We start from the raw sequence: 13,392 nt of genomic DNA, 5'->3' as shown, positions 1-13,392 counted from the left end.
TAACGCCATGACAGCCTTATTGAAAGGGTTATACTGAGATCTAACAGGGATGACATGGATTAGTCTGACAGGAAGTCAAATTAAGGGACCAGCACAACGGATGTGCTTCGCTGCAAGGATGCAGCACTTTTCTGGCCCCTAATACCATGATTTATATATCAATATTTTCTGCATCTAAAGCGTGGGTTTCTATAAACTCTCTTCTAGGCTCTACATTATCCCCCATTAATGTTGTGAATATCTCATCTGCAGCCACAGCATCTTCTATACTTACTTGAAGCATACGTCGAATATCTGGATCCATAGTCGTTTCCCACAGTTGTTCAGGGTTCATCTCGCCTAAACCTTTATATCGCTGTATGGTTTGACCCTTTTTAGCTTCATCCATCAACCAGTTTAATGCTTGTTCAAAATGTTCGACAGACAGGGTTTTGTCTCCGCGCTTAATACATGCTCCTTCCTCGACCAAACTCGATAATTTCTGCCCTAATTCAACCATTTCCCGGTAATCTTTGGATAAGAAGAACTCAACTTGAAGAGGTATTTCTGTTTGAATCCCATGTTGAGAGATTATTATTTTTGGAATATGCTGATTTGTTTCATGAATGGTTTTAGTTTCAACCTTATAGGACTCCGTCTTGCTGTCAACCTGCTGAAGACTTAAATCGAGTTGCTTGCACCAGTTTTCAATTTTTGCTTGATTTGTCAGATCATCGTTATGGAGCACAGGCATATAAGAAATTCGTTTTAAAATAGCTACTGGATACCGACGCTTATATCGTTTAATGATTCGTTCAACTCTTCTAAAATGCTGTACAAGCTCTTCAAGTGCTTTAGCTGAAATGGCAGGAACCTCTTTAGCAGGATAGAACTCCGCGCCATCAAGAGCACATTGTGTAAGATAGTCAAACAATGCTTCATCGTCCTTGACGTATTGTTCTTGTTTTCCTCTTTTAACTTTATAAAGAGGAGGTTGTGCGATATAGATATAACCTCGTTCTAATAGCTCTGGAGTTTGTCTGTAAAAGAAAGTCAAAAGAAGGGTTCTAATGTGAGATCCATCAACGTCCGCATCAGTCATGATGATGATTCGATGATACCGAACTTTATCTGGATCGTACTCATCTGGTCCAATACCACAGCCTAGTGCGGTGATTAATGTTGCAACTTCCTGAGAAGAAAGCATTTTATCAAAACGTGCTTTTTCCACATTAAGAATTTTACCTTTAAGTGGCAATATAGCTTGGAACTTTCTATCTCTAGCCTGTTTAGCAGATCCACCTGCAGAGTCTCCCTCTACTAGATATAATTCGGATAATGCTGGATCCTTTTCTTGGCAATCAGCTAGTTTTCCAGGAAGTCCAGCGATATCCAAAGCGCCTTTTCTTCTTGTCATTTCTCGTGCACGACGTGCGGCTTCTCTTGCTCTAGCAGCATCAATTATTTTACCAACAATGGATTTAGCAGCTGCTGGATTCTCTAACAAAAAGTCGTTGAGTTTTTCTGCAACACACGATTCAACAGCTGGCTTTACTTCAGAAGAAACAAGTTTGTCTTTGGTTTGCGAAGAAAACTTAGGATCAGGAACTTTAACGGACAATACTGCAGTTAATCCCTCTCGAGAATCATCCCCAGTTGGTGATACCTTGGCCTTTTTAGCGTAGCCTTCATGTTCGATGTAGTTGTTTAAGGTACGAGTTAATGCAGCTCGAAATCCTGCCATGTGCGTACCACCATCCTTTTGTGGGATGTTGTTTGTGAAACAAAAAATTGTTTCCTGATAGGTATCATTCCATTGTAGAGCTAGCTCAATAACAATCCCATCCTTTTCGGCCGTCATCGCAAACACATTGGGATGAACTGCTGTTTTGTTTTTGTTTAGGTGTTCTACAAAGGCTTTGATACCTCCTTCATAGTGAAAAGTATCTTTTCTTTGAGAGCGTTCATCAAACAAGTGAATACAAACGCCGGAATTTAAATAGGATAATTCTCTCAGGCGCTTTGCAAGAATATCGTAGTGAAATTCAATGTTCGTAAAGGTTGAAGCACTTGGTTTAAACCAAACTTGCGTACCAGTGGAGTTCGCTGTTCCGGTCTCTGCTATAGGTGCGTCGGGGACTCCATGTCGATAATGCTGTTCGTGTACTTTTCCATGCCGACGAATCAACAAATGCAACTCTTCTGATAAAGCATTCACAACAGAAACACCCACTCCATGAAGCCCACCAGATACTTTGTAGGAGTTATCATCAAATTTACCGCCAGCATGGAGTACAGTCATAATGACTTCAGCAGCCGATTTCCCTTCCTCTTTATGAATATCAACAGGAATTCCACGTCCATCATCCTTAACGGTAATCGACTCATCGGCATGGATGGTAACGAATATTTCTTTGCAATGACCAGCTAATGCCTCATCGATTGAATTGTCTACAACTTCAAAAACCATGTGGTGAAGACCAGTTCCATCATCGGTATCGCCAATGTACATTCCTGGTCTTTTTCGAACTGCATCCAACCCTTTTAAGACTTTTATATTATTTGAATCATAACTGGCATCTACGCTCATCAGCTATCCTCATAGTACTACATTAGTAAATAGTAAATTATACCATTATTTCTACGTAGTTAATATGTCATGACGTTTTATAGATGTCTATTTGATTGACTTGTAAATCCGCCATTCACTTTTGAATGCAAAGAAGCGTTTTTAGATGAGTTAGGGTTACTTTACTTATACACCGATAAATCCACATCGTGTTCTTTGGTAATTTGCCCATGCTCTATATTGAACACACTGCAATCATTTATTCCAGTGAACTTTTTATCCACTAAACCCTGATCTACGCCTGTAATTACAAATTGACCGTCTTGTTTCAATAAATAGGTAATAATTCGTTTATAGTTCGTTTCATCAAGTTCGGAACTCAAATCATCAAACAAGTATAAGCAATTTTTATCCAACATTACCCCTTGGGCTAGCCTTAATGCAATTAAGATTAGTTTTTGCTGCCCACGAGAAAGAACTCCTTTGACCTTTCCTTGTTCGTTGCTAATTAGTACATCTGCTTGTTGCGCACCATATTGAGTGTATTGTTTATGCATATCACTTTCAAAACTTTCTTCTAGTATTTGCAGTAAACTTTTTCCCAGAGCTTTTTTATCCCACCCCTTGTAATAATTAATGTCACAATTAATGGTATTTGTTAGCTCATTCAACACTTTCTTAAACTGTTCCTTCCAAGTAATAAAGTATTCACTTCGTAATAAATCCAACTCGTGACCTAGCTCACCTAATTGCTTATCCCAGGGAATAAACTGCGCATAACTTTCTCGCAATCTCAATAATGCATTTCTTTGCTTTAAAACTCGTCTATATTCTTTCCATAACTTATGGTATTCATGTTTCACGTGAAACAATCCCCAATCCAAAACACTACGACGAACAGAAGGCCCCGCATCAATGATTTGAAAAAGATCGGAAAAAACAACCTGACAAGGAAGAAGAGTCGCTAGCTGACTTGTAGTAGTAATAGGCTGATTATTAAAACGAATAGTCGTCAATTCTGAAAGCGATTTTTGAATACTTAATGTGGACTCATCCGTAGTTTTAGCAAAAACAGTTAACTGATCTTTATTCTGTGAAACAAGAGAAATACTCTCACGAGTTCTAAAAGAGTGGCCACAGCTAATTAAGTAAAGTGATTCAAGAATGGAAGATTTTCCACTTCCATTAGGACCATAAATGAAATTAAATCGAGGGTGTAAATCAATGACTGAATAATGGATATTACGAACATAACTAATTTTAACTTGAGATAAAATCATATCTTCATGGGCATAATGATGTATTGATAGTCATTAATGTTTAATGATTCAATTAAAATACTACTGTCAGTATCAGACATGGAAATGCGAATTTGGCCTTCAGCAAAATGAGAAAGCACGTCCAAAAGATAAGTAGCATTCAAACCAATTTTTAACTCATCCCCTTGGGTATCCACAGATAAAGTTTCGATGGCTTCTTCAGATTCATTATTATTGGCTATCAACGTTAACTGACTCTGTTGCATATGCAATAGTACCGCTTTGGACTTTTCATGAGCTAAGATAACTATTCTAGAGAGAGCTCGCTTTAAGACGGCACAATCAACCATCAACTGTTTATCTTGATTCATTGGAATAGCTTTTGCATAGGGTGGAAAACGCGCTTCGATAAGTTTTGATAAAAAATTGTATTGCTTAGTCACCAACTTGAAATGAGATTTACTGGCAGATAAGAGTACGGTTTCATCCTCGATACTGGTTAGAATACGTAAAAGTTCTTGTACTCCCTTTTTAGGCAACAGCAATCGTGTCTGTGCTGCATTAGAGCAACTGTATCTACAGACTGCCATACGATGACCATCTGTAGCAACAGCAATGATTTTTCCTTGATCAAACTCAAGTAAAAGACCATTCAAAAATATCCTCACATCCTGCTGAGCCATAGCAAAATGAGTAGATTGAAGCAATTTCAATAAATCCAATCTAGGTAAATTCAGTTCTACTTCGTTACATTCATCGTCGCTTAACGGGTAACTTTCTGCCGGTAAGGTAGCCAATTTAAACAAACTTCGTTCGTGTTTTATGCTCACATAGCCGTTTTCAAAAGAGATAATAGGCATAGCAGTATCATTCAATGCACGAAGAATATCGATAAACTTTTTGGCTGGGACTGTAAATGATCCTGAAAGAGCATTCGATGCACATGCAACTTGTGCAGAGATCTCTATTTCTAAATCGGTTGCAGTAATGGTTAAGAGGCCATCAGCGTACTTAAGCAGAAAATTGGATAAAATCGCCAATGTCTGTTTTTTATCTACTGCACCAGCTACTGCTAGTAAAGGACTAATAAGATCTTCTTTTTTTATAGTTAAATCAAACAAAATAACTTCCTTATTAAGAAGAGAGAATTCTCATTAAATTTTTGTAATCCTCAGCAAAATCACTATCGTCCTGAATTAACTCTTTTACCTTGCGACAAGCATGTATTACTGTAGTGTGATCCTTACCACCAAAATGATCTCCAATTTCAGGTAAACTATGATTAGTTAATTCCTTACTTAAAGCCATCGCCATCTGTCTTGGTCGAGCTATAGAACGGCTTCGGCGTTTAGAAAGCAAATCTGCGACCTTCACTTTATAGTATTCAGCTACAGTCTTCTGAATATTTTCTATAGTGACTAATTTGTCTTGTAAAGCAATAAGATCACGTAAGGCTTCATGCACAAATTCAATCGTGATGAGTTTTCCAGTGAAATGTGCATTCGCTATGACTCTCCTTAATGCACCTTCTAATTCACGTACGTTAGAACGGATTCGCTTAGCAATGAAAAAAGCCACTTCATAAGGTAATTCAATATTCGATTGCTCTGCTTTACTGATTAGAATAGCAACTCGTGTTTCCAATTCAGGCGGCTCGACTGCCACCGTTAAACCCCAGCCAAAACGAGATTTGAGTCGTTCTTCCATGCCTTCTATTTCTTTAGGGTAGCGATCACTGGTTAAAATGATCTGTTGTTGCCCCTCAAGTAAGGCATTAAACGTATGAAAGAACTCCTCTTGAGATCTATCTTTTCCTGCAAAAAATTGAATATCATCAATGAGTAAGGCATTGAGAGAACGATAGAATCTCTTAAACTCATTGATAGAGTTTGTTTGTAAAGCTTTAACCATATCCGCTACAAAACGCTCTGAATGTAAATAAAGAACTTTAGCTTCTGGGTTGTTCTTAAGAATGGTATTACCAATAGCATGCATTAAATGCGTTTTACCAAGACCTACGCCACCATATATAAACAATGGATTATAAGCATCTCCTGGGCGCTCAGCGACCTGCATCGAAGCCGCTCTAGCTAACTGGTTAGAATTACCCTCTACAAAGCTGTCAAAAACAAACTTTTTATTCAGGTGACTGCTTTTATAGTCAACGGATTTTTTACTGACTGGTTTGGTGGAAACAGAGGTTGGAATTATTGATTCAGTTTTATTCAGTACTACTGTGGATGCTTCATCATTAGGTTTGCTACCCACTTCAATAGAAACTGCCTTAATATCATCACCACAAAATTGCTGAACCAATTCTTCAATACGAGAGAAAAAATTTTTTTTAACCCAATCCACAACAAATCGATTTGGAGCTAATAATATAAATCGTTGTTCTTCTGTATAAGCTTGCAGAGGTCTTAACCAAGTATTGAATTGTTGTACAGAAAACTCATCTTGTAATAGACCTAGACATTTTTGCCAAACAGTAGTTGACACGAAATAACTCCTCAAATGATGCGGGTGCTGGACTAAATGATAAACATAAACCCGCAGTTTTATATTGCCATTGAATAGGTTCTGACATCAAGAGAATCAATATAAAGATTAACCGAAGATATAAAACTATAAATAAACTGATATAAAACAGGATACACTCATTTTAGTATCTAGTTCAATAAATATAGTTCTATAGAGAACAAAAATACTATGTATAAATGGATACAAAACGTATGAATAAGTAGTCTATAAATTCGATAAAAACGCAATAAAGGAAAGAATCAACAAACTAATAACACGCTTAAACAAGGGTTATCTACAAGATAAAATCAATATTAACTAATTGTTTTTAAATATAAAAAAAGAGTTATCAACATAAAGTGTGTTTCTATATAATAAACAAAAATTTAGAAAATAAATAAATTATGTTATTAGTAACGTGTTAATAATTCGCTGCTTACAAAAAAGATAATGATGGAAAATGGTAGTCAATTGTCTTCTTCGATATTCCGGTGAAAAAAATAGCTCAGTAAAATTGACAGTTAAAAAAAAGTTCACTATCATAATCAACCTTATAAATTTAGAAACAGGTTTATCATGAAACGCACTTTTCAACCCAGTAATTTAAAGCGCAAACGCGATCATGGTTTTCGTCTTCGCATGTCTACACGTGGTGGTAGACTAGTCATAAACAGACGTCGTGCCAAAGGTCGTAAGCGTTTATCTGCCTAAGTGTTTTCTTTTACAAAAAAACATAGATTATTGAAAAAGAAAGAATATGATGAGGTGTTTAAACGATCACAAAAAATATCAACAAACCTCTTCATCGTTCTTTATAAAGAAAATAATTTGAGTTATCCTCGTTTAGGGTTAGCTTTGTCAAAAAAAATGATTTCAAAGGCGCATGATAGAAATCGAGTCAAGCGTCTTATAAGAGAAAGTTTTAGAATGGCGAAATTACCTCCAATGGATTTAGTGGTTTTAGCAAAGCCAGGGCTAGCTGTACAAAACAACCTTGGCATTAATGTAAAATTAAACACTACGTGGGAAAAGATAACTTCATGCTACAGCAAATAGTTTGCTTACCGATTAAAATGTATCAATATTTTATAAGCCCCATGATATCACCATGTTGTCGCTTCCATCCTAGTTGCTCCGACTATATGCAAGGAGCTATAAACCATTACGGTGTTTGTAAAGGATTATGGATGGGGAGCAAACGATTATTAAAATGTCACCCATGGGCTGAAGGTGGCTTCGATCCAATTATCCCTAAAGAAGAGAAATTTTAATGGATATTAAACGACTAGTTTTGTATATAGCTTTGGCTCTTATCAGTGTTTCACTTTGGAATGCATGGCAAATTGACTACCCTGCAAAACAACCTTTAGAAATCAAAGTACCTGAGCAAACAGTCAGTAATGGTCATATTCTGCCACAAGTAACTCCTACTGAATCAGATTCTTCAGAAATGACTATCAGCAATCCAATCAGTGAGACAAAAGCTAACAACACCAATCAATTAATTCAAGTTAAAACAGACGTTCTGGATGTCGCTATTGATTTGAGTCAAGGGGATGTGGTTTCAGGCTTATTGCTGGATTACCCTTTGAATGTTGAAGAAAAGAACAAGCCATTTCCATTGTTGCAAAATCAAGCAAAGGAAAAATACGTAGCAAACAGCAGTCTTTTTATTTCTGATGGACAATCCGTAAAAACCATGGATTTTAATTTTAAGTCAGATAAAAATGCCTATGTACTAGAATCTAACCAAAATGAATTAACTGTTGTCCTCGTAGGCAATGATGATGGTTTAGAGGTTAAAAAAGAGTTTGTATTTACTAAGGGTAGCTATGTAATTGAGGTTAAATACAGCATTGTAAACACTGGTCATGATCCCTGGAAAGGGTATCTAAATACCCAACTACTAAGAAGCTCACCCAAAGAAGATAAATCAAGCGTTTTCCATATAGGTTCGTACACTGGAGCATCCTTCTCCAATCCAGGAAAAGTTCGTTTTCAGAAAGTCAGCTTTACGGATATGGGCAAAACCAACTTAGATGTTGATGCAAAAGGCGGTTGGATTGCTATGCAACAACACTATTTCTTAAGTGCCTGGATTCCAAATTCAGAGAGTGAAAATAAATTTTATACTCGTGCAGTAAATGGTGATTACACGATTGGAGCAGTAAGTCAGGCCATTACTATTAATCCTAAAGACCAAAAAGTGATTCAAAGTAATCTGTATATTGGGCCTGAAATCACTAGTGTTTTAAAATCCATTTCACCTTCTTTAGATCTAACAGTAGACTATGGAATTTTGTGGTTCGTTTCGTCTTTATTATTCTCACTGATGAAAATAATATACAACTTTGTTGGTAACTGGGGATGGTCCATTGTTTTAGTAACAGTTCTCATCAAGTTAGCTTTCTATCGATTATCAGCAACAAGCTATAAATCCATGGCTGGTATGAGAAAATTACAACCTAAACTACAAGCATTGCGTGAAAGGTATGGCGATGATAAAGCGAAGATAAGCCAAGCAACTATGGAATTGTACAAGCAAGAAAAGGTAAATCCTTTAGGTGGTTGCTTACCTATTCTGATACAAATACCAGTCTTTATCGCTTTATACTGGGTGCTTCTTGAAAGCGTTGAGTTAAGACAAGCTCCGTTTATCCTTTGGATTAATGATTTAGCTGCAGCAGATCCTTTGCATATATTGCCCCTGATTATGGGTGGAACTATGTTGATACAACAAAAGTTAAATCCGGCTCCAGCTGATCCAACTCAAGCAAAAGTCATGATGTTTCTCCCTATTTTGTTTACAGGTTTATTCTGGAACTTCCCTTCAGGATTAGTTTTGTACTGGATCGTGAATAATACATTATCCATCCTGCAACAATGGTATATTACTCGTAAATATTCCGATGACAAACCTGTGAAAAAGCTTGTTGCAACAACGAAATAAATGACAACAGATACCATTGTAGCGATAGCTACCCCACCTGGTCGTGGTGGGGTAGGAATTGTACGAATTTCTGGCCCAAAAGCCTATTCCATAGCTTTAAATTTGAATGGAAATATTCCTTTAAAACCAAGGCTTGCGCATTTTTGTTCACTGTATAAATCCACAAACGAGTTAATAGATCAAGGATTAATGATCTATTTTAAAGCCCCAAACTCCTTCACCGGTGAAGAGGTGGTCGAGATTCATGCTCATGGTTCACCAATTGTTCTAGATATACTGATTCGTGAAAGTACAAAACTAGGAGCACGAATAGCCAGACCTGGAGAATACTCAGAAAGAGCCTTCTTAAACGATAAAATTGATTTGACTCAAGCAGAGGCAATAGCAGACTTAATACAAGCCAGTTCAGAAACAGCAGCTGCTATGGCTCTGAGATCACTAAAAGGAGAGTTTTCTCAAAAAATTAATGATCTCAACGCAGACATTATCTACTTAAGAATGTTTGTGGAAGCCGCCATTGATTTTCCAGAGGAAGAAATTGATTTCCTGAATGATGGAAAAGTTTCAAATTTGCTCCTATCCATCATGAGCAAATTGGAACATATACTCTCACAAGCCAATCAAGGCGTACTGATGCGAGAGGGGATGTCTATTGTAATCGCAGGCAGACCTAATGCAGGTAAATCCACTTTAATTAATCGTTTAGCAGGCAGAGAAGTAGCCATAGTCACCGATATTGCTGGCACTACACGCGATGTAATGCGAGAGCACATACTATTGGATGAAATTCCTCTACACATTATTGATACTGCAGGACTGCGAGATAGTCACGATTTCGTTGAAAAGGAAGGGATCAAAAGAGCCTGGAAAGAAATAAAAACAGCAGATTGTATTCTGCTACTGTTTGATGCTAACTATCCAGAACATCAAATAGAGCTCCTGCAAGAATTTAAACAACATTTAGATAAGAACATACCAATTATTTCAGTAGCCAATAAAATCGATTTAACTCACTCTTCACCTAAACAGGAAAAGCAGACAGTCTATATTTCGGCTAAAACAGGATCAGGAATAACTGAACTGAAGTCGTTACTAAAAAAAACAGTTGGATTCCAACCAGCAGAAGGTCATTTTATAGCCCGTAGGCGCCATCTAGAAGCATTGAATTTAGCGATGAAATTCTTAAAGGCAGGAGAAAATCAACTAACAAGTCAAAAAGCCGGGGAATTATTGGCCGAAGATTTAAGGCTAGCACATCAGTCACTATGCGAGATAACGGGAGAGTTTACGTCCGACGATTTACTAGGAAGTATCTTTTCAAGCTTTTGCATAGGCAAATAATCGTAAACTTTAGACATAGAATGTAAAAAAATAATACAAAAAAGCTTGTCAAAGTACACGCCAAATGGTAATTTATTAGTAAAAAAACAGTCTGTATCTTTTTTGAGAGTATATATTATGGCGTACACTAAGCAAAATGCTGCGTTTCAAAGAGACAAACAACAATTTTTTCAACAACTTCCTGAAAATAAGAAAATTGATGATCAATTTGATTGGGTAGATGCACGTTCTGAAACGATAGGGTATTCATTTTTGCTTAGGAATCACACTGCACTTATCGAAGAGTTCACGCAGATGTGGAATGTATTACAAGGTGAGTCGATTGAAGATAGAGAAGCATTTTGGTTTTACAGCTACTATTGTGCCTCATTACTAGAGTCTTTTTACCTAGCCTATGGCCAACAGGGGAATGCAACTCGATATGCCAAAATCAAACAAGATATAAAAAATAAATTGAATGGCTTAGAACCAGAAGATGTCCCAGAGCCACAATTTATCGAATCCATGTACAATGCGTTTATAGAGGGTTTCAGCAGTTTAGTCAAAGCCCCATTTCATATTTCACAGATACGAGATTACGTAGCCTATTCGAATTTATGCCGTATTTACTGGGCTTTTTGTCGATTAACGCTAACGAGCGGCTTACGATTAGCCAACAGTATTGGTCTTATCAGTAAACTGGATGCTGTCTTAGGTACACATACGGATGTGGAAAAAATTATCGGTGTATTTGAAGCACCTATTGGCGTGATCAACTATTTTAGTGTTGGATTTTTCCTCATACGTTTTGCAATTGATGCTGGATTGTTGATAAAACATACGTTTTTCCCAAATGAGTTGGAGAAAGGAGCCGCTAGCGGATGTGATATTTCAAAATTAGAAAATCTTCCAGGAGCCGCCACAATAGAACAGTATAGAAACAACTATATATTGGTTCAGAGTGAACATGATGACGATCCTGTGCTCTTTTATATTCCAAAGGTTGGACAAGCTCAGCGATTAACTCTAAAAGATGCTGCGAAATTTAAACGAGCAATGAATGAAAAGATGCAGAACGATCTTTCCATTAGGCTAACTGCAAAGGAAGTTAAAGATCTTATAACCCAAGAAACTGATGAGAATCACAGTCCAGAAGTAACCACTCGCTGGGAGCGCTTTAAGCATGAACTCTATAAACGTCATTGCAATTTTGCAAATGATTTGGTTTGGGCTACGGTTAATTTTTTAACGAATTTCAATACACTAGTAGGAATTTCAGGGCCAGCGGCTATTGCTATTACTTCCGTGTTTCTGTGTTTTGACGTGGCTATGGCTTTCTACAAATGCCATTTAGCCAAGAAAGAGTATTTAACAAAACGATCGCAGTATGAGCAGGAAATTGCAGATTATATGAAACCTGATAACTACAATCATTTATCAGAAAAGCAGCGATTAATACATATTGATATGTTACGTAAACAGTTGGTTGAACTCGAGATAAGTTATAAAATTAAAGAATCAACCAGCTATTATTCAGCAGCAGCTGCGGCTTTGTTAATGATCGGATTTACTGCCGCAATGATATTTAATCCTGGGTTAATTGCTGTAGCTGCCTTTTTTGTATGTACTATAGCTGTGGGAATGTATTTATCCACAGGGGCTTACTCTAAATATGCAGAAATGGGTTTACGTTTAGAGCAAGCTGAAATGACAGGAAAAAATCTTGCATTGACTCGTAAAGAGTACGAAACAGCACGCAATGAATTTATCTTTGCCATGGTGAAAAACACGGTTGTTCCAATGGTGCTAATTGCTACTTTTGCAATTTGCTGGCCTGCTGCCGTCGTACTAACGGCATTGTATGTAGGCTATGAAGTTTACCGTGCGTTCAGTAAACACCCTGGACAACAAGAAGCTGAACAAATAGCCCTTGCTGCTCCAGAGGAAGAAGTTGATTTGCAGAATCACGAAAAAGCGCCAGATTGGTGCTTCGTGTAAGCTTGTGGGTACATGGCTTTAATGGCAGCGATGTCTTTCTCACTGAGGTGATTTCGCTGTCCTATTTCAACACCATCAACCAAAGGAATTAGGGTAGCCTGACCATTTTTGGAGAAGGCAAATTGCCCATAATGCATGATTGAACCATAATCATACTCTCCAAAATCTTTCCCATCAGTAAGCTGTTGCTCAAAGTTATGGCGATGTTCTTCTTCAATGTTTTCCCAGACAATTCGAATATAAGAGCTTCTATCAGCTCGAGATTGTTCATGCCATAATCCCATTGCATGACCTATTTCATGAACAGTATTCATGGTATTACATCGAGGTGCTAGATTAATTTCCTGCTTTCCACCTTGTCTTCCAACGTATGAAGAGCAAGTAGTGCCTCCCGCTGGTATGAAAGAAATATAATCTTTGTAGTCATAACGGTTTTTACTGGTCAGCTCAACAAATTCAAGATTTGTATTCTTCTTCCAATGATCAATCGCTTGATAGACAGCCAATTTATTCATGAAGGGTAAATCCTCGGAGATTTCAAAAGGTACAATCCCATTTGGCCATCTAAACCCACCAACTTTATTGGTAATCACCGCGCCTTGGTGCTGTAATTGATCTACTTTGCCGATGAGAATATCTCCTTCAACGACAGCAAAATCATTGATTTGCTCATACACGATGCTTCTTGATCCCATCAGTGGATCAGCAACAGTCACCTGGCCAAAGGGTGCGGCATAAGAGCTGGAAAAAAGTAACGTAGAAATGACAAGTTGAGCAGTCAATGTTCTGATTTTCAT

General features: G+C 37.4%; 11 protein-coding genes. 6 read left to right on the top strand and 5 right to left on the bottom strand.

The window, feature by feature from the left end:
* Nucleotides 1-151 precede the first annotated feature (151 nt).
* The 4 genes from gyrB to dnaA all read right to left on the bottom strand — a co-directional run bounded on the left by gyrB (nt 152) and on the right by dnaA (nt 6,306).
* Nucleotides 152-2,569: a DNA topoisomerase (ATP-hydrolyzing) subunit B gene (gene gyrB, locus Lwal_RS11020; RefSeq protein WP_058480845.1), complete on the bottom strand. Its 2,418-nt coding sequence runs from the start codon at nt 2,567-2,569 to the stop codon at nt 152-154.
* A gap of 161 nt (nt 2,570-2,730) precedes the next feature.
* A complete protein-coding gene (gene recF, locus Lwal_RS11015; protein WP_058480844.1) occupies nt 2,731-3,828 on the bottom strand; it encodes a DNA replication/repair protein RecF in 1,098 nt (365 codons plus the stop codon).
* Nucleotides 3,825-4,928, bottom strand: a complete 1,104-nt coding sequence (gene dnaN, locus Lwal_RS11010; RefSeq protein WP_058480843.1) for a DNA polymerase III subunit beta — start codon at nt 4,926-4,928, stop codon at nt 3,825-3,827. Before dnaN ends, recF begins: the two co-directional genes overlap by 4 nt.
* Before the next feature lie 13 nt (nt 4,929-4,941).
* Nucleotides 4,942-6,306, bottom strand: a complete 1,365-nt coding sequence (gene dnaA, locus Lwal_RS11005) for a chromosomal replication initiator protein DnaA (RefSeq protein WP_058480842.1) — start codon at nt 6,304-6,306, stop codon at nt 4,942-4,944.
* A 597-nt stretch (nt 6,307-6,903) separates the two neighbouring features.
* Here dnaA and rpmH point away from each other — a divergent pair.
* The 6 genes from rpmH (at nt 6,904) to Lwal_RS10980 (ending at nt 12,595) form a co-directional block, all read left to right on the top strand.
* The gene (gene rpmH / locus Lwal_RS17100) at nt 6,904-7,038 is read left to right on the top strand and encodes a 50S ribosomal protein L34 (protein ID WP_083500085.1); all 135 of its coding nucleotides are present in this window, start codon (nt 6,904-6,906) and stop codon (nt 7,036-7,038) included.
* 30 nt (nt 7,039-7,068) lie between these two features.
* Entirely contained in the window at nt 7,069-7,383 is a 315-nt protein-coding gene (rnpA, locus tag Lwal_RS11000; RefSeq protein WP_231950987.1) for a ribonuclease P protein component, read from the top strand.
* Nucleotides 7,350-7,598: a membrane protein insertion efficiency factor YidD gene (yidD, locus tag Lwal_RS10995; protein WP_095197628.1), complete on the top strand. Its 249-nt coding sequence runs from the start codon at nt 7,350-7,352 to the stop codon at nt 7,596-7,598. The genes rnpA and yidD overlap by 34 nt, the downstream gene beginning before the upstream one ends.
* Complete coding sequence (gene yidC, locus Lwal_RS10990; RefSeq protein ID WP_058480839.1) at nt 7,598-9,277, top strand: membrane protein insertase YidC; 1,680 nt, start codon at nt 7,598-7,600, stop codon at nt 9,275-9,277. Before yidD ends, yidC begins: the two co-directional genes overlap by 1 nt.
* Entirely contained in the window at nt 9,278-10,618 is a 1,341-nt protein-coding gene (mnmE, locus tag Lwal_RS10985; RefSeq protein ID WP_058480838.1) for a tRNA uridine-5-carboxymethylaminomethyl(34) synthesis GTPase MnmE, read from the top strand.
* Between the two features lie 117 nt (nt 10,619-10,735).
* Nucleotides 10,736-12,595, top strand: a complete 1,860-nt coding sequence (locus Lwal_RS10980) for a hypothetical protein (protein ID WP_058480837.1) — start codon at nt 10,736-10,738, stop codon at nt 12,593-12,595.
* Here the strand turns inward: Lwal_RS10980 and legP are convergent.
* Nucleotides 12,562-13,392, bottom strand: a complete 831-nt coding sequence (legP, locus tag Lwal_RS10975) for a Dot/Icm T4SS effector Zinc-dependent metalloprotease LegP (protein WP_058480836.1) — start codon at nt 13,390-13,392, stop codon at nt 12,562-12,564. The genes Lwal_RS10980 and legP overlap by 34 nt on opposite strands.

The sequence above is a fragment of the Legionella waltersii genome (genome assembly GCF_001468085.1).
Lineage (GTDB): Bacteria > Pseudomonadota > Gammaproteobacteria > Legionellales > Legionellaceae > Legionella > Legionella waltersii.
Note: the sequence above shows the minus strand (reverse complement) of the source record. Positions and strands in the feature narration are given on the sequence as shown.

Coding starts and splice junctions, on each gene's coding strand:
- legP (WP_058480836.1), bottom strand. CDS start 13,392: ATGAAAATCAGAACATTGACTGCTCAACTTGTCATTTCTACGTTACTT.
- yidC (WP_058480839.1), top strand. CDS start 7,598: ATGGATATTAAACGACTAGTTTTGTATATAGCTTTGGCTCTTATCAGT.
- recF (WP_058480844.1), bottom strand. CDS start 3,828: ATGATTTTATCTCAAGTTAAAATTAGTTATGTTCGTAATATCCATTAT.
- gyrB (WP_058480845.1), bottom strand. CDS start 2,569: ATGAGCGTAGATGCCAGTTATGATTCAAATAATATAAAAGTCTTAAAA.
- Lwal_RS10980 (WP_058480837.1), top strand. CDS start 10,736: ATGGCGTACACTAAGCAAAATGCTGCGTTTCAAAGAGACAAACAACAA.
- rpmH (WP_083500085.1), top strand. CDS start 6,904: ATGAAACGCACTTTTCAACCCAGTAATTTAAAGCGCAAACGCGATCAT.
- mnmE (WP_058480838.1), top strand. CDS start 9,278: ATGACAACAGATACCATTGTAGCGATAGCTACCCCACCTGGTCGTGGT.